Raw genomic sequence first — 26,534 nt, 5'->3', positions numbered from 1 at the left:
GGAATGGACTTCGCCAAGGACTCGTCAGGGTTAGAGCCGGGCGCGGTAGGCCGCCGTGGTGATCCGGTCGCGGTGGGCGGCAGCGCGGCAGCCGCTTGTGCAGACTTCGCTGCGGTCGTCACTGAAGGTGATCCGCTCGCTCGCGCGGACGGCCTGGGCGGCGATCCGACTGAACAGCGTCTTCATCCCCGACTCCTGATTAGATGGACTTCTAAGTAGCCGCTAGTTTGCCTTGCTGCCTAGATAGATGTCAAATTAGAGATATGTCTAACTTGATGGATCTGGAAGACGTCACCGCCCCGGCGTGCTGCGCTCCGCTCAGCGGACCGGCGCTGGGCGAAGACGATGCCGCAGAGCTGGCGGGAGTGTTCAAGGCGCTGTCGGACCCAGTGCGGCTCCGGCTGCTGAACATGATCGCCTCTGCTGACGCCGGCGAAGCGTGCGTCTGCGACCTGACCGGCGCCTTCGAGCTGACCGCCCCGACCATCTCCCACCACCTCAAAGTGCTCCGCCAGGCCGGGCTGATCGACGGGGAACGCCGAGGAACCTGGGTGTACTACCGGGTCGTCCCCGAGCGCCTCACCCGACTCTCCGGCCTGTTCACCCTGCCCCATCTCGCCTCGGCTTGACCCTCTACCGACGGCTCACGTGCACTTGCGGAGCCTGCCGAGGACGTGACGGGCATCTGCGCCGACGCCGCGCAAGGTGGCCGATGCGAACGAACGCTGCCACTCCAAGCCGACGTAGCCCAAGCCTGGATGGGTCGTGGAGATGCCGCCTCGGTGCAGCGGCCGGCCCTCGTCATCGAGGGCGCCCAGCGCGTCGAGGTATCCCACGCCGGGACGGAACCCCGTGGCCAGCAGAACTACGTCGACGCGATCGCGTACCCCGTCCTGCCACACCACGTGATCGCCGTCCAGGCTGGTGAACATGGGGCGGCGGTCTGGATTGCCGGTAGCGATCCGCGCCCGGTAGGCGCCTGTGTCGAACACCGGCGTCCCTTTGCCGCCGGTGAGTAGCGGACGCGCCCACCCAGCCGCGTCAAGGCCGCTGCGCTGCAGCCACAGGTGCATGTCAACGCCGAGCACACGCTGCGCCATGAATCGCAACGGATGCCGGGTGGCCAGCGTGACGCGCGATTGTGCGGCCAACTCGATGGCGATCTGAACCGCAGAGTTGCCGCCACCCACGATCACGACCCGCTGTCCGGCGAACTCCTCGGGCCGCCAGTACTGCGACGAATGAAGCACTCTGCCGGTGAACGAACCCAGCCCTGGCAGTTCGGGACGGTACGGGCGACTGAACGCTCCGGTCGCAGCGATGACGATCGGTGCGGTGAAACTGTCTCCGTTCTCGGTCGCGACCTCGAACATCCGCCCGCGCGCCGTGGCGGCCTCCGCAGCGACCTTCGCCACGCTGTGACCGGTCCGAACATCGACGTCGAGCCGTTCGGCGTACCGGGCCAGGTAGGCGATGACCTCATCGCGGGTCGGATAACCGTTCGGGTCGCCAGGAAACGGAGCGCCTGGCAGGGCGCTGCGGCGGGCCGGAGAGAACAGCGTGAGGCTGTCGTAGTACCGCGGCCATGACCCGGTCGTCGACTGCGCGGCTTCCAGGACCAAGGGGCTCAGGCCGAGCCCGCGGGCGACCTGGGCAGTGGCGAGACCGGCCTGGCCGCCCCCGATGATGATGGTGTTGGAACGCTGAGGCATGGGCTCAACATAACATCATTTCATGAAATGTTAATATGTTGTCCGAGATAGAGGAGGAAACAGGTGCCTGACCAGGCCACAAGCAGCTCGCTTCCCGAGCCGGAGCTCAGCTGCGGAGCCGTCGTCGAGCCTCCGAGCGAGAAGCTGCGCGAGTTCCTCAAGGGCCTGGCCAGCGAGCAGCGGCAGCAGATGCTCGAACTGTTCGCCGGCGGTGTTGAGCTGACCGTCGGCACCGTTGCCGAACGCCTGGGCGTCGGCCAGTCCAATGCCTCCCAGCAACTCGCAGTACTGCGCCGGGGCGGCCTGCTCACCTCCCGCAAGGACGGCAAGCAAGTCCGCTACCGCGTCGACACCCACTCGGTAGAGCGATCCCTCACCGAACTCCAGGCCTACTTGCGCACTTGCTGCCCACCCCAAGAAGACAGCACGGTTGACGGGTGAGTCCGCGACGGCGGTCGGTCATCTGTCTGAGGAGAGCGCGGAAGCACTTCACCCTCCTCCGGCAGCACGACCGTTGTGGTCTGGCGACACGCGCACTGCTCCTTCGAGCGCTTGTGCGACTGAGGAAAGCAAGCTTGGTGCGGGCGTCGCGGCGTTGGACGGTAGCGGGTTGGCGGACGTCACGGGCGGGTGGATCGCCGAGCAACCGTTGGCATGGACATGAGCTTGATGAAGCCCTCGTCCTTCGACAGTGGCGCTAGGCGCGCAGGGTCGAGCAGCTGCGCGGTGTTCATTGAGAACTCGCTGTCGTGTGGGACCTCCACAGTTGCCACCGTGGGAGGCGACAGTGAGATGACGGCGACTTGGCCTCGTTGGTTACTGAGAAGCTCGCGGACGTCTGCTGCGCCGCCGTCGTAAGTGATCAAGAGACGCCGGGAGACTGTCTGACGCCGCAGGAAGGCGCATGTCTGCTCCAGGCCTTCGGTCAGCTCCAAGCCGGGAATCCGATCCTCCTGCAGAGTGCCGATATCTATCCCGAGTAGTCGCCGTGCGTCTGGTCGACTCAGGACGAACTCGGTAGTGGTTCCGGCCCGACTGCTCAGGATCTCCATGACCAGACGGCGGGCGGCGTCCTCGGCTGCTGGGCCCTCAGGTGACTCCCCCGTCGCGGTGAGCGAGACATTGTCAGGCGGGTCGGCGGGGGCCGGTGACATCAGTTTGGGCTCTGGCCGCGAGCGTCGCTCCTTCTGGCCGGACACCGATTTTGCCGCCGAGACGAGGGTTCGTCCGTATCTGCTCAGGATGGCGGCAGCGCCGAGGAGGACGACTAGTGCACAGGTTTCCGTCCCACTGATCGCCCACGGCCTTCGGCCGTCTGGTCGTGTGCGTGCGGTTGGGATGGCCGTGTGGGCGGACGGACCAGCGGAGGGCGCCGGTTCGGGCTGGGATGTGTTCGGCGGTTTCTTGGCGGTAGGGGCCTGTAACCCTGGTGGCAGCCGTCCTTGCGTTTGATCTGGAGGCTGGCTGCGGTCGGTAGCGCTGGTTGCGGGTGCCTTCCGGGGCGGCGTCGGGGGCGACTCGTGCTTCTTGGAAGGTTGGCGACGAGGCTTCGGGGTCTGGTGGTGAAGGGGCCGTTTGAACGCCTTGGGTATGGAGTCGCGGAAGACGTCGCCCCAGTCGGGGTCGCGGCCGGTTTTGAGGCTTCGCAAGACTTCCTTGCGAGCACGGCGACAGACCTTCTTCTTGTCGACGTACCTGCTGGCGATCGGACCGATCGGAGCGCATGTCGCCACATGCTGGACGGCGATCGGGCCAGTGTTCTGGTGCGGCGCAAGCGGTACGGCAGTACAGAGGAGGGCGGCGGAGCTGAGGAGGAATGCACCCCATAGGCCCGCTACTCCGCGCATTCGGGCTTGTGTTCGGCTCCCGTGACCTGGCTTGCCTTGGCCTCGTTGGAGCGGGTCCCTGGCGGCTGCGGCGTCACGCATTCGGGCCTCGGCGGCGGAGGTTGTTGCGGGAGCCGCCGAGTGGCGGTCTATGTCCAGGCCTCCGTGATGAGCCGGACGAACGTGGGTGGCTGATCGGCCATCTCATGGCTGCGAAGACTGCGATGGGCCAGGCGAGGACGGTCGCGCAGCAGATCAGGTTGATCAGGATGATGTAGCCGATGTCGTCGACACCTCGTACGAGCGCGATGAGCGTCGGCAGGACAGCAAGGAACGCCAGGAGCCCGATCAGTCCGAGCCAGAAGAACGCGCTGCTCTGGATGGCGATCATCATCTTCCCTTCGGTTAGAGGTTCCGCCGGCGGTTGCGCTCGGGGATCTGTGGCTGGGTCCGGCGAGCGGCTGGGGCGTCGAAGGGTTGGTTCGAGCTCATCTCCAGTGCCTCGTCGATGGAGAGAGGGAAGTCCTCAGCGGCCCGCTCCACGTCCGAGCCCCGACTGGGGTCCGGCCCAGGGGTCGCCGGGACGGCCTTGAGGATGATGTGTTCGGGCAGGTTGGTCGTGAGCTCCAGGATCATGCGCAACTCTTCAGGCTGAGGCTCACGTCCCTGAAGGTTGAGGCTGGTCCTCAGCTTGTCCGCGATCTGGCTTGCGCGCAGTTCCTGGCGAGCCTCCTCCCACTCGCCGCGCTCCGGGCCGTGGACTCGTGCAGCCCATTTGGCGCCGGTGCCTTCGTGCAGCTCGCGGTGTTGGGGTCCAGGATCGCCAGGGCGGACGTTCGGGTCCCGCGTGAAGAAGGGTGCGGCTTGGGCCATGGCGTCGAGCGGGTCCATGCCTTCACCGCGGAAGCGGTCGTAGTGGCTCATCCCATGCGAATGAAGGCGGCGGAGCCGTTCCTCGCACTTGCGCACGGCGAGGGCCGCCGAGACGTTCCCCGAGGCGTACGGGACGGCGGCTCCCCATGCCTCGGCTACCTTGAGCAAGTTCGCCTGGCGGAGCCATTCGCTGTCGTGGGCGCGCCCCCAGCGCGATCGGGCTTCGGACATCGCTGCCCTTTGAGCTCTGGCCTCTTCACGCTGAGCCTGTTGGTCCTGGGCTTGCTGGACGACTTCTAATTGATGCCGGCGATGGGCGAGCGCTTGTCGGACTCCGACAGCTGCGGAGACGACCTGGACCAGGCGCTGTCCGCCGTGTTGGAGGCCTTCGTTGATCGGGTCAGGGTGTTGCTGGTTCACGTCGTCCTCCGATGGTGGGGTTTCGGCGAGGTCGTGGGCGAGGAGCGTTGCGCGCCGCGGTTCTGCTGGGCGGAGGGTGGAGGCCGCGGTGATGAGGCACCCGGGTCGAGGTCCGGGCTGATCGCTCCGGCGACCAGTGCGGTGACGTCTGCCGGGTCCATGCCCGTGCGTGCCGCGACGCGGTCGACCTGGCGAGCGATCTGTTCGGGTGGCAGTTGGGCGATCTGGGCTGCGGCGGCTTGGGCGGCGGCCAACCGGGACTCAACGAACTCCAGCGCTCCCCCGAACCGCTGGATTTTCTCATCTATGACCAGGTCAGCGAGGGGGATTACGGAAAGTAGTGCCTCGCGGACGGCGAACTGGCTCGCTGGGGACAGGATGTCGCCCGGGTCGTGGCCTGGTGGAAGGAGGGCCGCTTCGATGGGCCCTGGGATCGTGTGGAGGGTGCGCCAGGCGCGGACCGCTCCGGCTCGTCCCGCATCGTCACCGTCAAGCGCGATCACCAACCCGGACGTGGGCCCGTCAGCGTGTGCCGCGATCGCCTCGACGTGCGCGGTGGTGATCGCTGTGCCGCAGGGAGCGACCGCGGCGTAGACGGCCGGTAGGGCGACATTGACCGCGATCGCATCGAGCGGTCCCTCGACGAGGAGAGGACGACAGGTGGTCGCGAGCTGGGCACGGCTTTCGTGCAGGCCGAACAGTACTTCTCGCTTGTGGAAGAGAGCCGTGTCGGGTGTGTTGAGGTACTTCGGCCCCGGGGCTTCGTCACGTCGGCGACCGATAAAGCCGATGATCTCTCCGGTTCGGTCTCGAAGCGGGAACAGGATTCGGTCGCGGAACACGTCGAGAGGTTCGCCGCCGTCTCTCTCTTTTGCCAGGCCGGCGTCGATGATCGTCTGGTCTTGATGTCCAAGACCACGCAGATGATGGAGCAGTGCACGGCGGGGGTGTGGTGCGAGGCCGAGATCCCATCGCTCCTGGACCACAGCGTTGAAGCCGCGGTTCGCGAGGTAGCGGGCGCCCCAGCTTCCTGGCAAGGCCCGCCGGTAGAAGTGATGCGCGTCGGTGAGCGCTGCTCGGAGCGCCGAGTTGTCTCGTGTTGCAGTCGTCTGAGAACGCTCGGCAGGGCTGACGGCCGAGGTTGAAGCGGAACTGGTTACCGGACTGGCGAGAGCGTGCAGGCGTCGTCGGAGTCGTGTGCTCGTTCTGACGAGCTGGTCGCCTACGACACGGATCGCGGCAGACGCGTTCGTCCGGGCGTCCGTCCCGGCCCATTGCTCCGTCGGCGGGAAACGGAGGTGTGAGACGTCCAGTCCGAGGTCGGCCAGGACGAGGTAGGCGACTGAATCCGCGAACACGCGCCGAGCCCCCTGGCACGGTGCGGCGTTGCTGGCGGCCTCGTCGAGGAGGCCACCAGGTCCAATGGCGTGCGCGAGCTGGTGTACGAGCCGCGATGCTGCGGAGATGTCGTCAAGTTCTGGAGCGAGTTGGATACGTCGCCCCGGGCGCCCGAGGTAGGTCCAATCTTGCCCGCGGTCTAGGTAGAAGCCGAGGTCGGCAGCCAGCCGTGAGAGCTTCTGAAGGGCTTCAGCCGGTGAGACCGACACCTTTGCGATCGGCTCGCCGTCGGTCTGCTCGACATCGAAGACCGCTCGGGGGTTGCCGCGCATGGAAATGATCCGGATGCCGGTCTCGCCACGGCGCACTTGTCGCCCGTGCTCCGGCCATGCGTCGTATGAGCGGACGTCGGTCGCCGAGCGACGCTGGGCTGGGATGAGCAGGGTGTTGATGAATCCGTAGCGCCCATGCCGGCTCGCGTCGCAGAGCCAGGCATCCCACGCCAGGCTTCCGTCGACGAGGCGGCCGACCGAGTGTTCAACGATGCCGTGGAGCACGCCGAGTTGGCGATGCTGTTCCTCCTCCTGGGCGAGACGCTCATCCCCTGAGGGCGCGGTCATGACGTCTCCCGGCCGGAGGATTCTTCACGGACGAGGGCGATCAACTCTGTCAGCCGGTAGTTGGCCATGCTGAAGCCCAGTTCTCGCAGCCGCTGGCCAAGCCGGTCCCGGCTGAACGAGCCTCCTTCACGTTCCACTTGGCGGTGAAGCTGACGAGCGATGGCCAGTACCTCTTCGTCGTACCGGTCTTCTGGTGCGCTCTCGTTGCCGGGCGCGTGTGAGGTGGGAGATGCAGGCGGCCGGTTGAGAGCCAGCCGTTCGGCCAACGGTGCCTGCCATCGCCACGACCACCTGCCGTACTCCTGCTGCAGTCGCGAGACGGCCTCCAGGTGCTGGCGCTCCAGTTCGAGGCCCTGTTGGTACTCGGTGATGTGCCAGAGGACCATCCGTCGCCACAGCAGGAGGCTGGAAGCGGGCGCGAGTACCCAGCGAGCCATCGGCACTCGCTCCACTCGGCGGGCCGAGGCCAACCCCACCCACCGTCGGATCAGATGCCGCACGCCTTCGATCACCGTGATGAACAAGACGGGCATGGCCGCGTACATGAGGCTGCCCGCGAACTCTCCGTGTGCGGCGGACACGTTCACCAGGACGGTGCCGGCGATGTAGAGCCAGGCGACCAAGCGAAGGACCGGCCACGGCAGGTCGAGGTACTCCATCAGCAAGTCCCAGGCCAGCAGGATCAGGATGCCTACATCCATTCCGACGGGGACGATCCAGGCGAGCCCCTTGAAGTGCGGCTCGGCCATCTGCCGGATAGTGGTGAAGGAGCCAAGGCCTCCGAGGATCGCCAGCGCCGCTATCAGCGGTGCGACCCCGGCTGCCGCCCACCTGACAACGCCTGGCTCCGGGTGCGCCCGGACGATGTCGTTTCGAGGGTCGTCCGTAACCATCGCTTGCGATCGCTTCAGCCAGGTCACCGCCGCCGCCTTTCGACCATCCAGAGCAGCAGTTGGGCGACGTACCGAGGCTCACCTGTGGTGCCCAAGAGACGGCCGTGAGCTGTGACGTAGGCGTAGACGCCGTCAGCTCCAGCGCACAGGACGGTCTCGGACCATCCGTTGTGCCGGATGCGCAGGCACCAGCGTCCGTTGCGCGGCTTTCGGACTCGTACTCTGAGCCCCAGCCGTCTCAGCTCGTAGCGCAGCCGGAGCAGACGGGCGCGCCGTTCCTCCAGCTCAACCTGCATGGTCGATGCCTGCATCCCCATCGCTCCCCCGGTGATGTCAGCCCAGCGCATCATCAACTAAAGCCTTCGAGGATGAAGATGCATCACTCATAGGCATCGGTCAACTACAGGGAGCGTCCGGCGTGTTGTGACTTTTTTGGGTGATGCCAAGGGCTCATGGGCTGTGCCGTTGGCCCTCCTGCCGCAGCGGTGTACTGGACGTCCGTCTGCCGTGTGTGTCGGCGGTCGCAGGAGCCCAAGGTGTTGGGAAGGCGGCCATGGCAAGGCGAGCTGGGGTTGGCTGGGCCGCGGTTTCGAGCCACGGAACTGAACTGTCGGTCACGCGGCCGAGGTGTTGTCTTGCTCGACGAGCCGCGTCCGCCTGCGCCTGGCGCTGCTGCAGGAAGCGGATCTGGGTGATGGTTTCGAGGAGTGCGATTAGCCGACTGGCCAAGACGAGGATCGAGACGGTGGTGTGGTTCTGGTTTCCGGTCAGCGCCAGGAGACGAGCGGCAGAGCGCAGGGCATTGCCCGCTGAGGTGGGGTGAGGAATGCGGCCGTAGGGCGAGCGGGCGGCACGCTCGTAGGAATCAGCGGCATAACCCAGGTGTCGGTTGCCGGTAGCTCTGGCGGCCACGTGCAAGACGTCGGATGCAGCCCAGCAAGCGTCCTCGGCCGCGTAGGGATTGGTGGCCAGATACCTGCGCATGTGGGAGGTGGCGTAGGCGGCGGCACGAGCCGCATCGTCATAGAAGGCTTGGCGCTCCTCTGGCGACAGATCATCCCTCGGAGAAGCACCACCCTCGGCGCCCGGCCCTGATGGGCTCCAGCGTTGCCTAATGCACGGGAGGGTGAGGTCGTCGGCGAGCTGGCCGCCGGAATACCAGTCGGGCTCCTCCCCACCGGGAAGCGCTACGGCGTAGCCGGTGAGCTGCTCGGGATCGAGCCGGCTGTAACGACGGCGGACGAGCAGACCGTGGCGTTCCAACAGCTCGAGGAAGTCGGCGGGCGTCCGCGCCTCGTCCGCCGCGCGGCGGACGGTCGTCCGCAACACGGCGCGCGTCGTCCGCGCTGACAGATGCCGTCCAGACGGCGGACGAGCCCCCGGACGATCGACCTGCTCTGGGGCCCATCGGCGACGGAGTTTGGGCAGGGTGAGGTCACTTGCCAGCTTCCCGCCGCCGAACCACACAGGCTGCCCGGACGATCCCAGATCGTCTGGCAAAGCAACGGCGTAACCGGTGACCTCCCCGGTGAATTGCGTGCTGTGACGCAGGCGCACCAAGACGCCCTCAGCTCCCACGGCAGCGAAGAATTCCGCTTCGGTCCGTGCTCCCGCCGCCGCGGTGGCGACCCGCCGCCGAAGTACGGCGCGAGCAGACTCACCGCGTCCGATCCGCGCCGCCTTCTCGGTCTCGGCGCGCTTGGGCCGCCGCGCCGCCGTCCGGTCCGCCGGGGCCGTGGACCGCAACCCGAATTTCCGCTCCATCGCCCGGCAGGCATCCCGAATCCGGTACCCGTCGTTCCATACCTCTGGTCGTGTCCCGTCCGGACGGGCGAGAGTGGCGACGACGTGTATGTGGTCATCGGCATGACGAACCGCGATCCAGCGGACGGCGTCCTCGTCTCCGTCCGGCGCGAGCCCGGTGCGAGCCATGGCCGTCTTGGCGACCTCTGCCCATTGCCGGTCGCTCAGAATCGGGTCTTCCGGTGCCGCCCTCAGGGACAGATGCCACACCGGCTTGCGGTAGTTGCGCTCCCCCAGCAACGCCAGCGGCTGATTCAGCAAGCCGTCCAGGTGACGAAAGTCCCGGCTGCCGTCCGGCCGCAGCGCGGGCTCCAGCTCGGCTGGGGTTCGGAAGCCCGCCACGATGTGCGGATCGCGATGCTCCCCGCGCCGTCCGGGCCCGTACAGGTACCGAATCAAGCCCTGGACCCGTTTTCCCCGCAGAACCTTCCCGATCACTGCTCGCCCATCAAGGAAGGCTGCGCCTCAGCTCGTCTGCCAGGTCATCGAGCTTGCGCACTGTCCGCGCCGCCGCCTCGGCGTACCACTGGAGCTGAGCCGGCGGATCCCCCGCGTGCAGCGCTGCCACGACCTGGTTGAGGTTCACTCCGATCCGCCGGGCTTGCCCCGCCGCGTGCATCACCGCCGCCAGAGCTTCTCGCAGCTCGACATAGTCGGCACGCTCGGCCTGATTTGCCACGGCCAACAGGACCTGAGCCGCCCACGCCCCCGTCGCCAGCCGTTCTCGCTGCGCCGCCGTCACCAGTAGAGCGTGCTCGTCCTCGGACAACGCGACGAACAACGCACGCCCTCGCCGCGGCGTTTGATGCGTCCTTCGGTTCCGGCGAGTCTCGCTCCTCCGCGACGAGTCGCTGCCCCCGTCCTCGGTCATCACCCTCCCCCGGATCGCGCTCGATCCGTCCGCTCGCTGTGGACCGCGCCCGGTCCACACACCAAATCCTTAGGATTTCCATTTCTTGCCCCGCGCCCGCCGCCCCCCGGCGGACGGCTCATGGACCTGTCCAGCACCGCTTGGTAAGGACCTGCAAGGACGGCCCCACGACCAGGGCAGATCTAGTCGGAACGTGGAGAACGAAGAATCGTCATCACACTCTTGGCGGACGCCCCCGTACCGTCGGGCAACCCGAGCTAACTCAGACGACCGGTCTCAGCCGCTCGACCTGAAGCTCGGCTGCTCGAGCTCCGTCTCCCCGCAATCGCTGGAACCCTTGGTAAGGAACTTCCGGCGATCATCGTGTCGGCCCATGCTGGAAGCCGTGCTACAGCACCCCTTTTGATCGACAACGCCACAGGAGACGACCGATGAGCACTGAGCCAGCAGCGGGCCTGCCCAAGCTCGCCGCCCCGGCCCGGCGAGCATTGGCGGCCGCCGGCTACAGCAGCCTCAACCAACTCGCCCAGGCCAGGGCAGACGACATCGCTGCACTGCACGGGATGGGCCCCAACGCGATGAAGGCGTTGCGCCAAGCCCTCCAGGAACACGGCCTATCTTTCCGCGCCAGCGACGACGCCTAACGGCCGCCGGGCCCCTAGAGGACGCCCTGGGTCAACGTTCCCGGCGTGGGTGCGGCACCTGCGGCGGAGAACGAAGCTCGGGCGGAACCGCGTCTGCACCACAGGGATTCGACAGGACGTCACCGATCGGATTGGGGAAGTCCTTCTTCGCGGGCTCCACCTGCGCCGCCTCACGATCGCCAGTCCTTGCCTCAGCCCCCTGCGCAAGGGACTGCTTCTCGCCGGCATCCACGACGTGGATGGGAGCGAGCGCGCTCGCCGCACGCCGGAAGGTGTCACCGAGATCGGCAGCCTGTTCAGCCGCCCGCCCCAGCGCGTTGTGTGCCGCCGTCACGGCGGGGGTCGGGTCACCGCTCTGGTCATGCCCGAGCCGTCCGGCGTCCAGTTCCCTCGTCAGGAACGCGTCGATCTGCTCAGCCGTCTGAGCCAGGCGGAATGAGGTCTGAGCCAGGTTCCCCAGAACCGTGTACGCGGCTGCCGGCTCGGACAGCCCCGGCGAGTCTTGGGTCAGATAGTTGAGGTCCCGGACACGCTCATGCAACTCGCCAGCGAGTCGCTCGATGTCCTCGTTCGTACGGGTCTCGTGATCGTTCATGTGAAGTGCTCTCCAGCGTCGAGAAGGACCTGATCATGCGGCACTCCTTTCCATCGGGAACATGTCACAGCCGTCACTCAAGTGAAGTGAGACTGTTTGCGCTCCATACTGCCGCAACGGGTCGCCGGTGACTAACTTTTCCATCGGCGTGGCGTCTTCCATCTGAGCGCCACCGATTTCTGGCCGACTTCTAACCCTTGTCGCGAACTCCAAGATTGCACCGGTAAGTGACGATCAAGAAATTTCGGGGTAATGCACACAATCGCCCGACGCCCCCGACGCCCCCACAAGAGATACTGATGAGAGTTCTTTAACAACAGCAAGGTGTCTTCCAGCACAGATGCCGCAGCAATCTGGATTATCTTCCACTTTTTGCAAGTTGAGGTAGCGGGTCGCCCTTGCTCTCTATACCCGGCTACCACTAAAAAGGTGGCGATCCTGGCACCACAGCCAGCTCCGGTAATCGAACCAGCACGGGTCCGAACAGGGACTTATCTCCGACCGTGAACAGGACCGGTAGTATGACCATTTGATCGTGGTCACAAGCTGGGTGTGCCGGGGCCTCCCACTGGAGGAGCACCGGAGTCGTCGGGGCTGAAGAGCCGCGCTACGCGGGCCGGGGAGCTCTGCAGTTGCGACGCTACTTCACCCATAAGGTGCTTTTGACCGGCCGAGATAGCATCAACCGCTGGGAAGCGATCAGGGGCAACCCGTGCCCCGGTCGAACCTTCGGGCCAACCGCGCCCCTCAACCCGCCCAGAGGTCTGGCTGCCGAGGTTGCTCGGGCTTTGGCGTACATTTCGGGCGCTTGCCGACCCTAGCGACGAGCGTTCGATGAGCAGTTCACCAACGAGAACATCAACCAAATCGGCGCACTCTTCCGCGTCCACCATTCCGCGCTCTACCGCCTCTTTCACCCACTGAAGCACAGCCTGTGAAATCTGAACTGCACTGAAAGTTTCGGGGTCAGCAACGACCCGAACAATGGTCGGCACTGTGGCGGTAGAGGTGAGAGAACTGGTTACTTGAACAGCCATATCGTTGGCCATACCAGCCAAGGCTTTACCGTACGGCATCTCTGGCATCGTGTGACACAGTCGGGTTAGGCGATCCATCCGCCGACTGAACACCCGGATCATCTGTCGCTGCTGACGCATCATTCGGCCCTCCAACGGTCGGCCTCTCTTCTGGCACGATTACGAACCCGGTCCACTACACCGCGTACCGTCGTGACGGGCAGGTGGAGGAATTCAGAGATCTGTACCTGAGAATGCCCGCGGGCGCACAATTCCATGATGATGCGTTCCCGAGGCTTCAGGGCCCCGAGGATCTCTTCTCGGACGACGGCGTCGAGCGCCCCCGCCGCCGTCGGGTCGCTCCACTGCGAAGAAGCACGCAATGTGACCGTTTCAGCCGAAACGGAGACGCACTCGGCCCGGTCCAGGAGAGAGTTGTCCTCCCAATTCTTTCGCTGGCCTCTCCAGCGAGAGAATACGTTGGGGTACTGGAGTATGCAACAGTTCACGAAGTAGGTCCGCAGAGAGGCCGGACCGTTCGGGTCCCATCCGCCCTGGCGCAGGGCGCGCTCCACGAAGACCTTCAGTGCAAGAGTGACAGTCTCATCAGCCATCTCCCTGATGTCTTCTTCAGACCAGCGTGGCGTCTCTGAGATCGGCAACGGGCGCGGACGGTGCGCTGGCATGCGAGCACAGCGTGAGATGATCTCCCCCGAACGCATCAAACTTATCATGATGTTGCAGCCGTATTCCGCGTACTCGGCGCAGAAAAGATCGAAAATCCTTCCGGCGAACTGTGTCGCACGCAATGCTTCAATGAGCTCCACGTCGCCTTGGCGGCGCCGCCGTTGCTCTGCCGGGGAGGCCATACGCTGTATCGAAACTGAGACGAAGCGATAGGTTTCGTCTGCCTTCGGAATCTGCTCCAACTGAATTACTTCGGCATCACTTAGCCCGCCAGCATCGTCATCTAAGTCTGCATCGAGCCCGGTGCGAGCGTGCAAACCGTCAACGGGCTCGGTGGCGGTGCGGGGCAAAGCGACACTGGTGCGCGCGGCCTTGGACACCTCGTTGAGAGGGGTGCTGCGCGGGCCAGAATCACCTGTCGGCGCTTCCGGATCATCGCCGATACGTGACATGCAACCTCCCAGGCGCTGCCGCTACTTGGGCCTTCTCAAGGGTGTAGATGCAGCCGGCGAGGAATCTCCACGCCGTCGGCAAGATCTTTTGACAGCGGAGCATCAGAGGCCGAGCCCGACCTTCACCATGGCATTCTCACTGTAAGGGCATCTGTACCTCTGCTGAACTCGCGGCGCTGTGTCGCGGCATCCCGGGAGGTCTCGATGGCACCGGATCCAAACACTCACTCCACTGGTCACCGTCGTCCGGGCCTGTTGACGGCCCGTGCGGCTTTGATACTGCTTCTTTCGCTCCTCAGTGGGGCCGGCTGTGCGGTGCTGTTGCTTGCAGCGGGGCGGGCACTGCCCGAGGTGATCCTGGGCTCGATCGGTGTCGTGGCTGGTGCCCTGAAGCTCTTCCACGAGCTGATCGACTGACATGCTGGAGACGCCCGTATCCCCTAAGCGGGAGGAGACAAGCCGATGAGCCTCCAGCAGTTGCCGGAACATCTCCAAGTGCTGCTCACTGGCGAACCGATTCTGGATGTCTACGCATACGGGCCCTGGCGCGTGCCCGACGGGCTGTACGAGGAGATGCGCGAACGTGCGGTCGCCTACAATAAGGACCCACGTGTGAGCCTGCTGAAGCGGCAGCTCAGCGACTTCTACGGCAGCTCCACCAGTCCCGCGGGAGCGGAACAGTGGTCGCTGCTGACGTTCTTGCTGGGCGCATCTGCGGTCCGCGGGGGGTCGCGCGGAGACGTCGACTACGAGTTGCTGTCGGACTTCCTCGCGAAGCCCGAGTCGGCCGTCCGCGACCCGATGGCGTGGTTCACTCAGGGCGGCCGGTGGCGCCCGCCGGGCCTGTGGCTCCCCGAGCCGGCCGGGGACGACCGCGAGCGGCGCGTTGTGATGTTCGAGCTGGCACGAGCCGGGCTGGACGTCTTCGAGGGCTTGGAACCGATCGAGCAACGTCGGCACGCGCTCATGGGCTTGTTCGACCGGCGCGCCGCTAACCCTGCACTGCGCGAGATAGACATGACCGTCCCCAACCGGCAGCTGGAGGACGCCTGGGTCTCCGACCTGACGGACGAGGAGTTCGTTCTCCTGCCCGAGCTGTCTGGGCCCGTCGGCTACCTGGGTTGGGCATGCGACGGCTTCGAGACCGCCCACGAGCGGCTGTCACACGCCGTCACCGACGGGGATGAGCCGGACGTAGCCCTCGCGAGGCTACTGCTCGCGGCCGAAGCGCCCGTCGTCCCCGCCGAGATGGCAGTCGTGCTCGGCAGGCCGCGCCATGAGAACGTGGAGGAGCAGTTCCGTGCCGCGCGTGAAGGCTTTTCCGCCGAGGAATGGCAGCACGACGTGCGCTCGTGGCTCGCCCGGGGCCTGGTCGCGGGAGAGGCCGACGCCGCCCGCGCCTGGCTCGACATGGCCGTTCGCATAACCGGCACGGTGCAGGGCCTGCCGGAGGCACCAATCAGCCCTCGCTGCCGCGTGCCGGTGCGCCCCTTCCAGACCGACCTGCGGCGGCTATTCACCATGCGCCGGGTCTTCAACACGCTCAAGTTCGAACCCTCCAGCCAGCCTCAGAAGGCAGCACAGCGGAAGCGCGCCGGACGAACCGACACCGATGAGCTCTCACTCGTCGGCCAACCCGAGCTGTCCCGGTTGCTGCGGGAGGCGGTCGACGCGCGCCTCGCCGACGAGCGCCCCGTCCGAATGCTCATCACCGGCCCGGAGGGCACAGGCAAGCGCACCGCCGCCGAGATCGTCGAGAGACTGCTCGCCAGGGCTGGGATCGTCCGCGAGGCCCTCTATATCTCCGACCAGGTCTTCGCGTCGCTAAGCGTGAGCGACGCCGTCCTATGGCTGCAAGCCCGCGTCCGTGACTGCATGGAGAACCGGATGCTCCTGGTCGTCACCGACCTGGAACGACTGGCGTCCTACGATCGCTGCGGTCCAGCCACGATCGAAGAGCTTCGGCAACTTGTAACACGTTTCCGGTCCCTGGACGTCGTCGTACTGTCCCGACCGGGCGCCGACCGGCGACTACTGGAGATCAACCCAGCGCTGGTGCGCGCTTTCAAGGTGGCACGCACCCGTGATTTCACCCAATTAGAGCTTGGAGAACTTTTCCGCCGAGCCGTGACAGAGCATGGCTTCGAAGTCGATCCCCCGATCGTCCGTGAAGCAGGAAGGCTTCTGGCGAGAACCCCGCCCCACCTCAACCTGCGCAATGCCCGGTTGGCAGCACATCTCGCCGAGCTCTGCATCACGAACGCTCAACCACGATCACGGTCAGGCCAGCCTGAAATCCTCCACTCTGATCTGCCAGTTCAGCTCACCACGCCTGGGGCCGAAATCACTGATCCCCTCGCCGAGTTGGCCACCTGCGTCGGAATAACTTCCGTCAAGCGGGAGATCAGCACACTCGTAGTAGAGGCCAAGGCCACCCAACTACGGCAAGAAGCGGGGCTGGGGCACAACACCTCCTCCCGCCACCTGGTCTTCACTGGCAACCCGGGTACAGGGAAGTCAACGGTGGCACGAATCGTCGGGCGGCTTTACAACGAACTCGGAATGCTGGGATCCGGGCATCTTGTGGAGGTCAACCCTAGGGACCTCATAGGAAGCCCCTACGAGCAAAGCTCTTCCAAGGCCAGACAACTGATACAGAAGTCAGCCGGAGGCGTCCTACTAGTCTCAGATGCTCATGAGATCGATCCGGCAGATTCCGAGGCCGGCAGAGAGGCCATCAACACACTCATCGCCGCAATAAAGGCTAACCCCGACCAGGTCATATTGGTGCTCGCAGGTCAACGCGAGAAGATCGAAGACCTCCTCCGTTCCTCTCCCATTCTCACCCAACTGTTCACCCAAATTATAAGTTTCCCGGACCTGACCGAGCATGAACTGGCTGAAGTATTCGCCACCAGAGCCGCCGCAGCAGGATTCCGACTGGGAGAAGGAGTACTAGACCATATCTACACACTCATCAGTCAGACTCCTAAGGGCAGGCGACGCAACAACGCACGAATCGCAATCGACCTGCTAGACCGCACAATCGCCCGGCAGTCGCACCGCGTACTGATGTCAGGCGATCCCGATAGTGATGACGCACTCAACCTACTGCTGGTAGGAGATCTACCCGAGCAGCTCATCCCCACCACACTGGCTGCGGTCTCCGGCGATCCGCTGGCTCAGATTCACCGCCTCATCGGTCTCGACAAGATCAAGGCTGAGATCGACCTGCTCATCGCTGAGGTCAAGGCCAACCAGATGCGGCGGACGGCCGGTGCCCCATCGCCCCTCCCAGCACGCCACATGGCCTTCGCAGGAAACCCTGGCACCGCCAAGACGACCGTCGCTCGGCTCGTCGCGGCTGTCTACGCTCAACTTGGCCTACTATCATCCGGCCACCTAGTCGAGGTCAGCCGCGCGGACCTGGTCGCCGAATTCATCGGCCAAACTGCACCCAAAGTACGAGCAACCGTAGAGCGCGCCCTCGGTGGCGTCTTGTTCATCGACGAGGCCTACTCTCTGGTTGCAGGCGGATCAGATCAACGCGATTTTGGACATGAAGCAGTCGCCGAACTTTTGCGCCTCATGGAGGAATACCGCTCCGACCTAGTCGTCATCGTGGCTGGATACGAGAACCAGATGGCTGACCTCCTGGAAAGCAACCCCGGCCTAGCCTCACGGTTTCCAAAGGTCCTGCACTTTCCGGACTATTCCAACGAAGAACTGGTCGAGATTTTCACGGTGATGTCCGAGGACGCCGGCTTGATTTTGGAGCCCGGAGCAGTCGAAGGCGTGCGGCTTCTACTACGAGGCATCCATCAAGAAGCACGCCATGGTAATGCCAGATTCATGCGCAACATACTCGAACGCGCAGTGGCCATCCAATCCATGCGCATCGTCTCAGCAGATAATGTCTCCAGTGAGCAAACACGTACTCTTCGTCTGGAAGACATCCTAGGCGTCGACATCAATGGCGCTCCCCCTGAGGATCCCGGCAGGTACGGCGCCTATCTCTGAATTCTCCATAAACACGACCGTCTCCGTGCTCACCGGTCATCGAGACCTTTTCCGCTGGCCATTCGCCGGACAGAACGGCGCCTGGAGAGGCGACGAGACAACGCATCCTTCGTCGTTCGAGGAGGCGCCAAACAGCCTACAGATCATCGCGTCCGTGTTGCCGGAACCCACAGCGATGATATAGACAATTTCGATCTTTACAATGGCGTTCTGCTATCGGTGCCCGCAGGGTCTTGCCTCGAAATTAACCAGGTCAGTCCACCAGGCCGTGCTGGACGGCGATCACGCCGAGCTGGAAACGTGTTCTGATGTCGAGATTCTCTCGAAGTGCCTTGATGTGGCGACGGACCGTGGTCAGGCTCAGATTCACCTGTTGCGCGATGGCGTCGTCTGACAACCCCTGGACCAGAAGGCGCAAGATTTTTATGTGGATCTCCGGTAAACCTTTTCTGTTGGCCCCACTTCCCCCGTATGGAATTGCCCTCTCCCAGAGTAGCTCGAAGTACTCCCAGAGGGCGCCCACGATCACCGAGGACTGAACGAGCAGCACACCGGCCGTTTCGGAGGAGGTGAGGGGAAGGAGCGCAACCCCCTCGTCGGCGAGCCCCAGACTCATGCGAATACGTGGAAGGATCCGAACTTCGATGCCGGTCTCGGCTATCGATTCCATCTTGTCGCGCGCGACTGTCTCCGCCAGGAGATCGCCGTCGTAGATGGCTCTACATCGAGCACCGCGACCAACTGGAGAGGGAGTCGCAGTGATACCGGCTCCATCCATTGGTTCTGCCGGCGCGTGGTTGCTCAGGGTCAACCATTCGCGCTGGACTGAGCCTAGGAGCGTGCTGGTCAGTCTGCTGACTTCATCGGCGTCGGTGATGAGCTGTGCCAACTGCCCAACCGACGTGTCCGGCTCTTCGCGTGTGGAAGAAGCGAGGGCACACATGCGCTGGTAACCGCCCAGAAGCCTTTCATAGTCGGCCAGCGCCTTCCGAGCGAGACCGACGAGCGTGTGCTGCAGGACCACGTCCATCGGAACGGGCACCAGGCGAGTCGGCAAGTCGACTGCCGGTTCGCAGACCTGTGCCATTCCGGCCTGGAGCAAGGTCTCTACCTCTTCTGCGCCTCCGAGGAGGTCCGCGGCCTCATCCACCGGACAGCCGTCTGCGACGAGGAGTCGGATATACAGACGAAGAGTCTGCGCTTCAACGACTCCGCCAAGCAGTCGAACGGTCTTCTCTTCGAGAGAGCGCATGAAGCATGCCTAAGGTTGAGTGTTTGAGCCGATATCTGAACCCGCTTCTTCGCTGGAAGCAGAGCTGGTTTGCTTACGCCATAGCCTTTTTGTTTCGATCTCCGAAGGATTCTCCCGCCAAGCGATAAATCGGAGCCAGATCAGCGCGTATAGGGTTGCTATGATCGCCGTCGTCCCCGACCAGAACGCGAGCGCCTCGGCACCTAGAATGGTCGCCAATCGTCCGGACACCAGCATGATCAGTGGCATGAGAAGGTAGCTGGCAACCATGTTCCAGCTGTTGACACGGACTAGTACGTCCAGCGCTATCCGCTCCTGTAGAGCAGTCGCCCACAGGACGTAGTAAACGGCTTGGAGTACTCCGGGCACGACTGCTGCTGCGGCGATCAACGGCCAGGGGGCTCCGCTTCCCATGAGGAGCATGGGAAACGCGACGGACACGGGCAGTAGCGCGGCCGCCGACATGGGCCAGCCGGGACGCCAGCGGGCGCCGACCAACGCACCCATCACGGCCCCGAGAGGTTCGCAGGCACTGATGATTCCCCAAGACCAAGCGCCGCCATGCCCGTCGGTGGCGTAGAGCGGACCGGCGATCTTGGTGTAGCAGACCACCGCAGTGGTGATCGCCGTGTACTGCAAGGTCATGATCCACACCCATGGGCGTGCTCCGAACTCGCGCCATCCGTTCCGTAGGTCTCGCAGGGGTCCTGTGCCGGGTTCGCTGGGACGAGAAGTCGCTAGGCGGCTGAGCAGTACGACGCTGAGCCCGCACAGGACACCTCGCATCGAGGCAGACCATGCTGGGCCGACCGCAGTGACCATGGCCCCGGACGAGACGAGCCCGATGAGCAGGCCTATCGACTGGGTCTGGTTGATCAGCGCATTGCCGGCCGGCCGGTTCGGTGAGTCGAGGAGGTCGGCGATGATGCCGCGGAGCGTGGGCAGGAACAGTGCGGTCGCGACGCCGCCGACGGCGGCCAGCACACACAGCAGCGCCAGGGGCGCTCTACCGGTGAAAAGCGCGGCGCCGATCGCCAGCCAGGAAAGGCAGGCCAACGTCTCGGCTCCCATGAGGACGTAGTGCCGGCGGAAGCGGTCCCCCGCGACTCCGCCGCAGATGATGAGCAGGGCTGGGAACGCGTTGCAGGCCATGACTAACGACAGGCCTCGCGCGCCATAGCCCAGATCCATGACGCCCCAGGCCAGGGCGAGTTGTCCGAACCCGACGCTCGCGCTGGAGACGATGCGGGAGATGAACAGGGGCGCCACGGACGGGTCTCGGAACAAGGTGAGTGGCGATAGGAATCCCGACACTGAGCCTTCTACTTTCTCATCAGGTGTGTGAGGAGGAACTGGGCGATGTCTCCGTAGGCCTTGATCTCGTTGGTGCGGTTGCTGAATCCATGGCCCTCATCGGGATAGATGTCGTAGCGCACGTCGATGCCGCGTGCTCGAAGCCTGGTGACGATCTGGTCGGACTCGTCCTGCGGAACGCGCGGATCATGGGCGCCCTGGAGGACCAGCAGTGGTGCGGTGATGGCGTCGGCGTAGGTGATCGGCGACCGGCGGGTGAGGTGTTCGATGTCGGTGTCGGGATTGCCCAGAACAGCGTCGACGGTGGGCCGCCAGGTGGGCGGGCAGGCCCGAGCGAGAGTGACCAGGTTGGAGGGGCCGCAGAACGACACCCCGGCCGCCCATCGATAGGGCAACCGAGACAGGCAGGACAAGGCGGCGAAACCTCCGTAGGAGCCCCCCATGACGGCGATGCGGTCGACGTCAATGCCGGGAAGCGTGGTCAGGTGGCGAACCGCGTGATCGAGGTCGACCAGATCGATCCCGCCCCAGTCGCGGTATATGAGCTTTTGGTGGGTGAGGCCGTAACCCGTGGAGCCGGCGATGTTGGGTGCCAGCACCGCGACGCCCTCATGAAGGAGGTACTGGTAGAGGCCGGCATAGGCGTACTCGGGACGTTCCTGGGCTTCTGGACCGCCGTGGACCGAGAGCACGACCGGATGCGGGCCTGAGGTGCTCGGCCGGTAGAGCAGAGCGTGTATGCGGCGTCCGCCGGAGGACGAGTAGGTGATCAGGTCGGGCTCGACTGGATCGATCACCTGAACTGCGGGTGGCCGGGTGTCGGTGAGATACCGGAACCCACCCGCCGGGTCGAGGACCCCGAGCTCGCTGGGTCGTCTCGGAGTGTCGATCTCCAGGACGATCTGTTCCCCGTCCGGGCTGAGTGCGATCGCGTCGATGACTCCCTGCGGGAGGCCCGCGAGCGTCAGTTCTGTTCCGTTCCGCGTGGCGCGCAGCACGGAACGTCCTCCATGGTTGAGGGACCAGACGAGCATCTCGCCGACGGCTTCGATGTGCTCGACGTCCCAGTCGTCGTTGGTAATGCGTTCCATCGAGGCCTCGCCCAGGGCGTACCGGCCAATGGCGGTGAACTCACCCCACACGTCGGTGGACAGGTAGAAGGCGGTCGAGTCCAGTGTCCACGGTCCCGGGGCGAAGTAGCCACTCCCATGCTCAGCGGTAACGCACACGGCGTCGAGGTCGGGATCGGTGAGGTCGATGAGATAGATGGCGACGTCAGTGTTAGACCGAACGCCGGCCGCCAGCAGCCACCGGCCGTCAGGCGACATGCTGGCAGGGGTGAAGTTGACCCCGTCCGGAGGAACGATCCGGCGTTCAGTGTCGTCCGACAGGTCCCGGACGAGAATGTCCTGCACAGTGCGGTCACGGTCGTTGGCCGCGAAGAGGAGATACCGGCCCTCCGCGCCGAATGGGATATCCGCCAAGACTCGCTGACAGTCCGGACCGGCGCTGATCTCAGTGAGCTCCTCACCATCAGTACCGATGCGGTAGATGCGGTACTGCTCATCGCCGTTGCGGTCGGCAGTGAAGACCAGGCCCTTGTCATCCGGCCACCATGCGAGCTGGCACGCCGCCTGGCCTTCGAGCCGGGTCAGCCGGCGCGGTGCCCCGCCGACGGTCGGAATCGTCCATACGTCGAAAGACCCTCCGGCGTTACTGCAGTAGGCCACGGTCTCGGCATCCGAGGACAGGGCCACTTGCCCGCGGAAGCGCTCGGTGGGGACGAAGTCCAGGTAGTCGGGCATCGCTGATGTGCTCCAGACGCATCGTGTTATTTGACCCAGCCGCGGCGGGCGGCTGCAGCGCCCATAGCGACACGGCTGGTGGTGCCGAGCTCTTTGCTGATCGCGCTGACGTGGCGCCGCACACTGCTGGTCTTCAGCCCGATCCGCCGCGAGATCCCGTCGTCGGTCATCCCCTGCGCCAGCATCCGCAGGATCGACATCTGGATCGGCTTGAGAGGCAACTGGGGCTCGGCCTGTCCCAGCGGAACCGCGCGCTGCCACAGCAGTTCGAAGTACTCACGCAAGGCGGCGACGATGACCGGTGACTTGATCAGCAGGGCACCGGGCAATCCGGTCGGAGTCAGCGGCAGCAGCGCCACCGCCTCGTCGGCCAGCTTCATCTTCATGCCGATCTCGGGCAGGATCCTGGCCTCTTCACCGGCCTCAGCGTGCATTCGGATGATCTTGGCGCCGACGGGGTGTTCGGCACAGGACGCCTGGTAGATGGTCCGGCTCAAAACGTTTCCTTCGAACGCGGGAAGGGGAGGCATTCCAGCCAGTTCCTCCAGCGGCCGTTCCATGGCGAAGTTCTCCAAGGTCAACCAGTGCCGTCGTGCGGTTCCCAGCAGTGAGCGCGAGGTGTCTGTGATCTCGGTGCGGTCGGTGAGGATCCGCACCAGTTGATCGGCCTGGCCTTCCATCACGCCGGGAAAGGGGTGCATGTCGACCATGCGCCGCTGACCGTCCAGCAGCCGTTGCTGGTCATCGACCAGCTTGCGAGAAAGCGCGGCAAGCGCCCCTTGGAGGGCCAGGTCCGGCGCGGTGGCGACGAGCCGCGCAGGAACCGCCATCCCCAGCGGCATGACGTAGGCCAGCCCGGTTTCCTTCAACGCCTCGACGACTTGCGAGCCGCCGAGCACCTCAGCGGCTTCGGAGGGCAGACACCCATCCGAGCTGAGCAGTTGGCCGTAAGGGACGAGCAGCTCATCGGCGACGATTCCCTTCAACAGCCTGGTGGCCATCTGTTCGAGCTCAGTACTCACTCACACCTCCCATGACAGAGAGTATCGACACGAGTGAATAGCGTTACAAGCTGGCCGATGAGCGTTTGGCGTCAACGAGCAAAGTGACCACCGACAGCCCCGCCACCACGGCTGGGACTGCCCAGAGCTGCCGCCAAAGGCGGTCTCCCAGAGACCAGCACCCCTAAATCGGGCCGCCGAACCCTGGTCACTTACCAACATGAGGCGTTTCAATCAGGCCTGTGAGCTGGCAGAACCCGGTTTGATCAAGTTGCCCCGCCGCCGATCGACCGGAGCGAGAATGAACCGTCTACGCAAGGCCACCCACTCACCCATGATCCAGTGGCTCATCCGCCTCACCACACCGGGACTGAACCAGTGCGCGTGCGGTGAATCTGCCCCTGACCCCTTCTTGGCCCGAGCCTTCAGCCACCCTCAGGGAGCCGGCGTCATCGGCCCTGGCGCCCAGCGTCTGCTTCGGACCGTGCTGGTCGACACCCTGGCCCGTGGCGCAGAGGGATGCGATGTCGTCATCGCCCGTCCCGACCTGGAGCGCCTACTCGGCGCCACCTCCATCCCAGTTCCGATACACCTGGCACCCGTCGTGCACATCACCGACACCCTCGAAGACGCGATCGAGCACCTTGAGAGCAGGGCTTCCGCCACCACTGCCGCAGGCATGGTGGAGCAACCGCCAGTGCTCTGGCTGGCGACACCAGGGGACGACGCTGACGTCGTCCACCAGACACTCGAAAATCAACCTTCGACAGACCTCATCGCGCTGTTGAACGGACCCTGGCCGTACGGCCCCACTCACTTCATCACCACCGACGGCCCCCAGCACCCGCCCTGCCACAACCTGGATCTCCTCACCCGAGATCAGGCAGTCGCCAGACTCCGAACCCTCAGCTGGGCAAACAGTGGATCCGGTGATCAAGAGACGCCAGGCGAACGTCCTCCTACTTGAGGACGGCGACCAGCATGGGTACCCCACATGGCTGTCTCCGCTCCGGGGACGGGGAGGCCAGCCGGGATCATCGTGCGGCGCCGCGTTCACCTGCCTTCCATCTTTGGATGGGTGATAGGTAGCCAACCTCTCCTTACAGGACCCGCCTGCCAGCGAGTGTTCCTTACCAATCAGTACAAGTAGCCAGCAGCAACACCCCAGGCCTACACCCTTGGGCCAGGATCCCCTGCGGTGCCCTCAGCGCTCAGCAGCCGCATCGCACTGCTGGTCAGTTGTGCCCAGCGAACGTTCTCCTCATTTAACAACCTGAATTCCCAAGGTTTCATTGTGGCTCGTCAGCAAACGATCGGAGGATTCCATGAACGCTCTGGCACGCACCTCACACGTCCCTTACGGGACGAGTAGCCAGCGATTCCACAGAGGCTCGCTCACCGCCCCGAGCGGGGACACAGAGGTCTCCCGCAGTCCTCTCGGCAGTCTGTCCGGGCTTCGCGAACCGAGCTGCGCGGACACGACTCGCTCCACCCGTAGCAGGGCCAGCTTCCTGATCGCAGGCCTCAGGGATCCGCTGGACGGTGTCGTCATCAGTCCAGTCGCACACGGCCGTTCCCTCAATGCCGAGGCCCTCACGAGCAAGGTCGGCGTGTCCTGGATCCGGGCGACCAGCCCTGTCGCGATCCAGCGTCGGCGGCCTGAGCCGAGCTTGCCTCAGATGCTCGATCAGATCGCTTAGGCGCAGTAACGGGAAAGGCTCCCGCTGCCGACCCCTCGGCCAGGCGTCGTCTGGCCGAGGGGTGCGTATCCGTCGAGGGCCAGCCTATTACGCTCCGCGGTCGGACATTCCGCGTTCCACCTCGGCGACTAGAACGCCGCGATCACCCCGCGCAACAACCGCCCACGCCATGTTTCACGAAGATCGGTGCCTCCCCCGTACTGAGCCTTACTCCCCCGGCAAGATCGCGCGGCGCTCCGGCCGCGGCGCTGCGGTGCCTGCTTTCCACGAGTGGCACGTATCCCGGGGAGACCACCCAAAGGACCTGGCCAAATCCACTGGAGTGCTGCAAAAGTTGATCTCCGCGTGAATCCTGTTTCTGCAAAAAAATCGGACCCAGGACGTGCCCGTCGGGCCGTCGATCACGTCCACCGAACCTGCAACTCGAAGCTGGTGACGCAGTATTCGGCACGCCGCACGCTCGGGCTCATGTTCGGGTTCATCCAATGGTTGCAGACTCCGGCGGCTACAGGTCTCTCGAAGACGCCCGGTACCAATTGGCGCATAGACCGCGGCCCCGAACGTGTTACGCACTGCGTGGCCGGGCTCGCGTTCGAGTAGCAACCCGGCTGTTTAGGCGGCTTCGTTCGGGCCTGGGGCGGGAGTCGGCCGCTGTGTCAAGCGAACCCCACCGGTGAGAGGTCAGCCTGTTTGGGTGGTGGGAGTGAGGACCTTGGTGTTCATCCAGCCAATGCCGTTGGCGGCTGAGTCGGTCTTGACAGCTATGAACGTGATGTTCTCCGCGGCGTTGCGAACGGTGGTGCAGTAGTCACCGACGATTTTGCCGTTGGGCTTGCCGGTCACGCGGTGGCTTGTCCTGGTTGGGTCCTCATAGACGCCGACGGTGCCCCTGGCGGGGGCGCCGACGACCTTCCAGTGGCACCCCGTCGTCAACTGACTGATCGGCGGTTCCGACGGAACGGTCGGTGGTGTGCTCTGCGCTCCCGATGGGCGTGTGGGCGCAGGTGAGGGCGATACGGCGGGCAGCTCGGGCTGGCGGGAGGCCGATGACTTCCTAACCGACGCCGTCGGCTGAGCGGTCGACGGCGTGGGGATGACCGGCGATCCACTGGGCGGGGGCCGCGCCAGGCTGCCTAGTGGAAGCCACGCGCCCCTCCTCGCCCCGAAGCAAAAACCCGAAACCCGAAATTATAATAGCCGCCGAAATAAGCGCAAATATACGAACCCATTTCGCATTGTTCGGCATTCGGGAGTTTAAGTTCACGTTTCCATGCACGCTGCCTATTTGGGTGAGATTCCTTGCATCACCCGACGCCTCGTTTTTGGACGCCGCCTCTCCGACTTTCGCACCGAGATCAGTCACGCTGCCCCATCCACCTCGTCCGACCTATCTACCCCAGAAGGGGATAACACAACAATCAAGATCGCGTGGCTACTTTCGACAACGTGACCGAAAGTTGCCAGCCAGTCGAGCCAAGGTCGCCTACCGACGCTGCACGCGCATCGCAGATGTTATGTTATATGAGCGAAACGGTGTGCCGACCCAGATCCTTCACGTCGGAACAGACCGAATTCCTGACGCATTGCGGGGACGCACGGTGTACTGTTCTTTGATCCATGTTCATCGGAGAGCAAGGCGCTGATCCCCCGGCTGCGCGGCGATCGACTGTCCCTCGTGTTCAGGAGTGATCG

23 protein-coding genes are annotated in these 26,534 nt (G+C 64.6%); 6 read left to right on the top strand and 17 right to left on the bottom strand.

The genetic code is table 11. The features are described 5' to 3' along the window. Positions 1–30: 30 nt before the first annotated feature. Positions 31–186 carry a hypothetical protein gene (locus BJY14_RS38540; protein ID WP_179848106.1) on the bottom strand — a complete coding sequence of 52 codons (156 nt, stop codon included), beginning with the start codon at positions 184–186 and terminating at the stop codon, positions 31–33. An 89-nt stretch (positions 187–275) separates the two neighbouring features. Between BJY14_RS38540 and BJY14_RS38535 the strand changes: the two genes are divergently transcribed. Continuing rightward, positions 276–629 (top strand): ArsR/SmtB family transcription factor, encoded by a 354-nt coding sequence (locus tag BJY14_RS38535; protein WP_246396271.1) that lies wholly within the window; start codon positions 276–278, stop codon positions 627–629. A 15-nt stretch (positions 630–644) separates the two neighbouring features. Here the strand turns inward: BJY14_RS38535 and BJY14_RS38530 are convergent, their stop codons facing one another. Beyond that, the gene (locus BJY14_RS38530; RefSeq protein WP_179848104.1) at positions 645–1,712 is read right to left on the bottom strand and encodes a flavin-containing monooxygenase; all 1,068 of its coding nucleotides are present in this window, start codon (positions 1,710–1,712) and stop codon (positions 645–647) included. Positions 1,713–1,775: 63 nt separating this feature from the next. On the opposite strand from BJY14_RS38530, the gene BJY14_RS38525 reads away from it, so the two are divergent. Continuing rightward, positions 1,776–2,153, top strand: coding sequence for an ArsR/SmtB family transcription factor (locus BJY14_RS38525; RefSeq protein WP_312879635.1), 378 nt, complete (start codon positions 1,776–1,778; stop codon positions 2,151–2,153). 179 nt (positions 2,154–2,332) lie between these two features. Here the strand turns inward: BJY14_RS38525 and BJY14_RS38520 are convergent, their stop codons facing one another. The 8 genes from BJY14_RS38520 to BJY14_RS38485 all read right to left on the bottom strand — a co-directional run bounded on the left by BJY14_RS38520 (position 2,333) and on the right by BJY14_RS38485 (position 10,266). Beyond that, on the bottom strand, positions 2,333–2,647 hold the full coding sequence (locus tag BJY14_RS38520; RefSeq protein WP_179848103.1) for a hypothetical protein: 315 nt from the start codon (positions 2,645–2,647) through the stop codon (positions 2,333–2,335). A 985-nt stretch (positions 2,648–3,632) separates the two neighbouring features. Then, on the bottom strand, positions 3,633–3,932 hold the full coding sequence (locus tag BJY14_RS38515) for a hypothetical protein (RefSeq protein ID WP_179848102.1): 300 nt from the start codon (positions 3,930–3,932) through the stop codon (positions 3,633–3,635). Positions 3,933–3,943: 11 nt separating this feature from the next. Next, a complete protein-coding gene (locus tag BJY14_RS38510) occupies positions 3,944–4,831 on the bottom strand; it encodes a hypothetical protein (RefSeq protein WP_179848101.1) in 888 nt (295 codons plus the stop codon). Beyond that, a complete protein-coding gene (locus BJY14_RS38505; protein WP_179848100.1) occupies positions 4,828–6,789 on the bottom strand; it encodes a toprim domain-containing protein in 1,962 nt (653 codons plus the stop codon). The genes BJY14_RS38510 and BJY14_RS38505 overlap by 4 nt, the downstream gene beginning before the upstream one ends. Next, a complete protein-coding gene (locus BJY14_RS38500) occupies positions 6,786–7,709 on the bottom strand; it encodes a DUF2637 domain-containing protein (protein WP_179848099.1) in 924 nt (307 codons plus the stop codon). The genes BJY14_RS38505 and BJY14_RS38500 overlap by 4 nt, the downstream gene beginning before the upstream one ends. Then, positions 7,706–8,032, bottom strand: coding sequence for a hypothetical protein (locus BJY14_RS38495; RefSeq protein WP_179848098.1), 327 nt, complete (start codon positions 8,030–8,032; stop codon positions 7,706–7,708). Before BJY14_RS38495 ends, BJY14_RS38500 begins: the two co-directional genes overlap by 4 nt. A 100-nt stretch (positions 8,033–8,132) precedes the next feature. Beyond that, positions 8,133–9,923 (bottom strand): relaxase/mobilization nuclease domain-containing protein, encoded by a 1,791-nt coding sequence (locus BJY14_RS38490; protein WP_179848097.1) that lies wholly within the window; start codon positions 9,921–9,923, stop codon positions 8,133–8,135. A gap of 10 nt (positions 9,924–9,933) precedes the next feature. Continuing rightward, entirely contained in the window at positions 9,934–10,266 is a 333-nt protein-coding gene (locus tag BJY14_RS38485) for a hypothetical protein (protein WP_179848096.1), read from the bottom strand. A gap of 521 nt (positions 10,267–10,787) precedes the next feature. Between BJY14_RS38485 and BJY14_RS38480 the strand changes: the two genes are divergently transcribed. Then, positions 10,788–11,000, top strand: a complete 213-nt coding sequence (locus tag BJY14_RS38480) for a helix-hairpin-helix domain-containing protein (RefSeq protein WP_179848095.1) — start codon at positions 10,788–10,790, stop codon at positions 10,998–11,000. Positions 11,001–11,031: 31 nt separating this feature from the next. Here BJY14_RS38480 and BJY14_RS38475 read toward each other — a convergent pair whose 3' ends face one another. Then, positions 11,032–11,595: a hypothetical protein gene (locus tag BJY14_RS38475; protein WP_179848094.1), complete on the bottom strand. Its 564-nt coding sequence runs from the start codon at positions 11,593–11,595 to the stop codon at positions 11,032–11,034. A gap of 1,156 nt (positions 11,596–12,751) precedes the next feature. Next, entirely contained in the window at positions 12,752–13,750 is a 999-nt protein-coding gene (locus BJY14_RS38470; RefSeq protein WP_179848093.1) for a helix-turn-helix domain-containing protein, read from the bottom strand. 204 nt (positions 13,751–13,954) lie between these two features. Here BJY14_RS38470 and BJY14_RS38465 point away from each other — a divergent pair, with 204 nt between their 5' ends. Together BJY14_RS38465 and BJY14_RS38460 are read left to right on the top strand one after the other, a co-directional pair. Next, positions 13,955–14,167, top strand: coding sequence for a hypothetical protein (locus BJY14_RS38465; protein WP_179848092.1), 213 nt, complete (start codon positions 13,955–13,957; stop codon positions 14,165–14,167). Positions 14,168–14,212: 45 nt separating this feature from the next. Then, positions 14,213–17,770: an AAA family ATPase gene (locus BJY14_RS38460; RefSeq protein ID WP_179848091.1), complete on the top strand. Its 3,558-nt coding sequence runs from the start codon at positions 14,213–14,215 to the stop codon at positions 17,768–17,770. Between the two features lie 253 nt (positions 17,771–18,023). Here BJY14_RS38460 and BJY14_RS38455 read toward each other — a convergent pair whose 3' ends face one another. Genes BJY14_RS38455 through BJY14_RS47520 form a run of 4 tightly spaced genes read right to left on the bottom strand, consistent with a single transcriptional unit; the run spans position 18,024 to position 23,163 of the window. Beyond that, positions 18,024–19,022, bottom strand: coding sequence for a helix-turn-helix transcriptional regulator (locus tag BJY14_RS38455; RefSeq protein ID WP_179848090.1), 999 nt, complete (start codon positions 19,020–19,022; stop codon positions 18,024–18,026). Positions 19,023–19,031: 9 nt separating this feature from the next. Continuing rightward, positions 19,032–20,336 carry an MFS transporter gene (locus tag BJY14_RS38450; RefSeq protein WP_376770027.1) on the bottom strand — a complete coding sequence of 435 codons (1,305 nt, stop codon included), beginning with the start codon at positions 20,334–20,336 and terminating at the stop codon, positions 19,032–19,034. Positions 20,337–20,344: 8 nt separating this feature from the next. Continuing rightward, the gene (locus tag BJY14_RS38445; protein WP_179848088.1) at positions 20,345–22,141 is read right to left on the bottom strand and encodes a S9 family peptidase; all 1,797 of its coding nucleotides are present in this window, start codon (positions 22,139–22,141) and stop codon (positions 20,345–20,347) included. A gap of 26 nt (positions 22,142–22,167) precedes the next feature. Continuing rightward, positions 22,168–23,163, bottom strand: a complete 996-nt coding sequence (locus BJY14_RS47520) for a helix-turn-helix transcriptional regulator (RefSeq protein WP_179848087.1) — start codon at positions 23,161–23,163, stop codon at positions 22,168–22,170. 463 nt (positions 23,164–23,626) lie between these two features. Between BJY14_RS47520 and BJY14_RS38435 the strand changes: the two genes are divergently transcribed. Further along, positions 23,627–24,109 (top strand): hypothetical protein, encoded by a 483-nt coding sequence (locus BJY14_RS38435; RefSeq protein WP_179848086.1) that lies wholly within the window; start codon positions 23,627–23,629, stop codon positions 24,107–24,109. Between the two features lie 1,414 nt (positions 24,110–25,523). On the opposite strand, the gene BJY14_RS38430 is transcribed toward BJY14_RS38435, so the two are convergent. After that, on the bottom strand, positions 25,524–25,685 hold the full coding sequence (locus BJY14_RS38430; RefSeq protein WP_179848085.1) for a hypothetical protein: 162 nt from the start codon (positions 25,683–25,685) through the stop codon (positions 25,524–25,526). Positions 25,686–26,534: the final 849 nt, after the last annotated feature.

The sequence above is a fragment of the Actinomadura luteofluorescens genome, assembly GCF_013409365.1.
Classification (GTDB): domain Bacteria; phylum Actinomycetota; class Actinomycetes; order Streptosporangiales; family Streptosporangiaceae; genus Spirillospora; species Spirillospora luteofluorescens.
Note: the sequence above shows the minus strand (reverse complement) of the source record. Positions and strands in the feature narration are given on the sequence as shown.

Excerpts from the sequence above, each read along its gene's own strand:
- BJY14_RS38480 (WP_179848095.1), top strand. The coding sequence starts at position 10,788 with ATGAGCACTGAGCCAGCAGCGGGCCTGCCCAAGCTCGCCGCCCCGGCC.
- BJY14_RS38515 (WP_179848102.1), bottom strand. The coding sequence starts at position 3,932 with ATGATGATCGCCATCCAGAGCAGCGCGTTCTTCTGGCTCGGACTGATC.
- BJY14_RS38460 (WP_179848091.1), top strand. The coding sequence starts at position 14,213 with ATGAGCCTCCAGCAGTTGCCGGAACATCTCCAAGTGCTGCTCACTGGC.
- BJY14_RS38530 (WP_179848104.1), bottom strand. The coding sequence starts at position 1,712 with ATGCCTCAGCGTTCCAACACCATCATCATCGGGGGCGGCCAGGCCGGT.
- BJY14_RS38465 (WP_179848092.1), top strand. The coding sequence starts at position 13,955 with ATGGCACCGGATCCAAACACTCACTCCACTGGTCACCGTCGTCCGGGC.
- BJY14_RS38540 (WP_179848106.1), bottom strand. The coding sequence starts at position 186 with ATGAAGACGCTGTTCAGTCGGATCGCCGCCCAGGCCGTCCGCGCGAGC.
- BJY14_RS38495 (WP_179848098.1), bottom strand. The coding sequence starts at position 8,032 with ATGATGCGCTGGGCTGACATCACCGGGGGAGCGATGGGGATGCAGGCA.
- BJY14_RS38470 (WP_179848093.1), bottom strand. The coding sequence starts at position 13,750 with ATGTCACGTATCGGCGATGATCCGGAAGCGCCGACAGGTGATTCTGGC.
- BJY14_RS38455 (WP_179848090.1), bottom strand. The coding sequence starts at position 19,022 with ATGCGCTCTCTCGAAGAGAAGACCGTTCGACTGCTTGGCGGAGTCGTT.
- BJY14_RS38445 (WP_179848088.1), bottom strand. The coding sequence starts at position 22,141 with ATGCCCGACTACCTGGACTTCGTCCCCACCGAGCGCTTCCGCGGGCAA.
- BJY14_RS38535 (WP_246396271.1), top strand. The coding sequence starts at position 276 with ATGGATCTGGAAGACGTCACCGCCCCGGCGTGCTGCGCTCCGCTCAGC.
- BJY14_RS38475 (WP_179848094.1), bottom strand. The coding sequence starts at position 11,595 with ATGAACGATCACGAGACCCGTACGAACGAGGACATCGAGCGACTCGCT.
- BJY14_RS38505 (WP_179848100.1), bottom strand. The coding sequence starts at position 6,789 with ATGACCGCGCCCTCAGGGGATGAGCGTCTCGCCCAGGAGGAGGAACAG.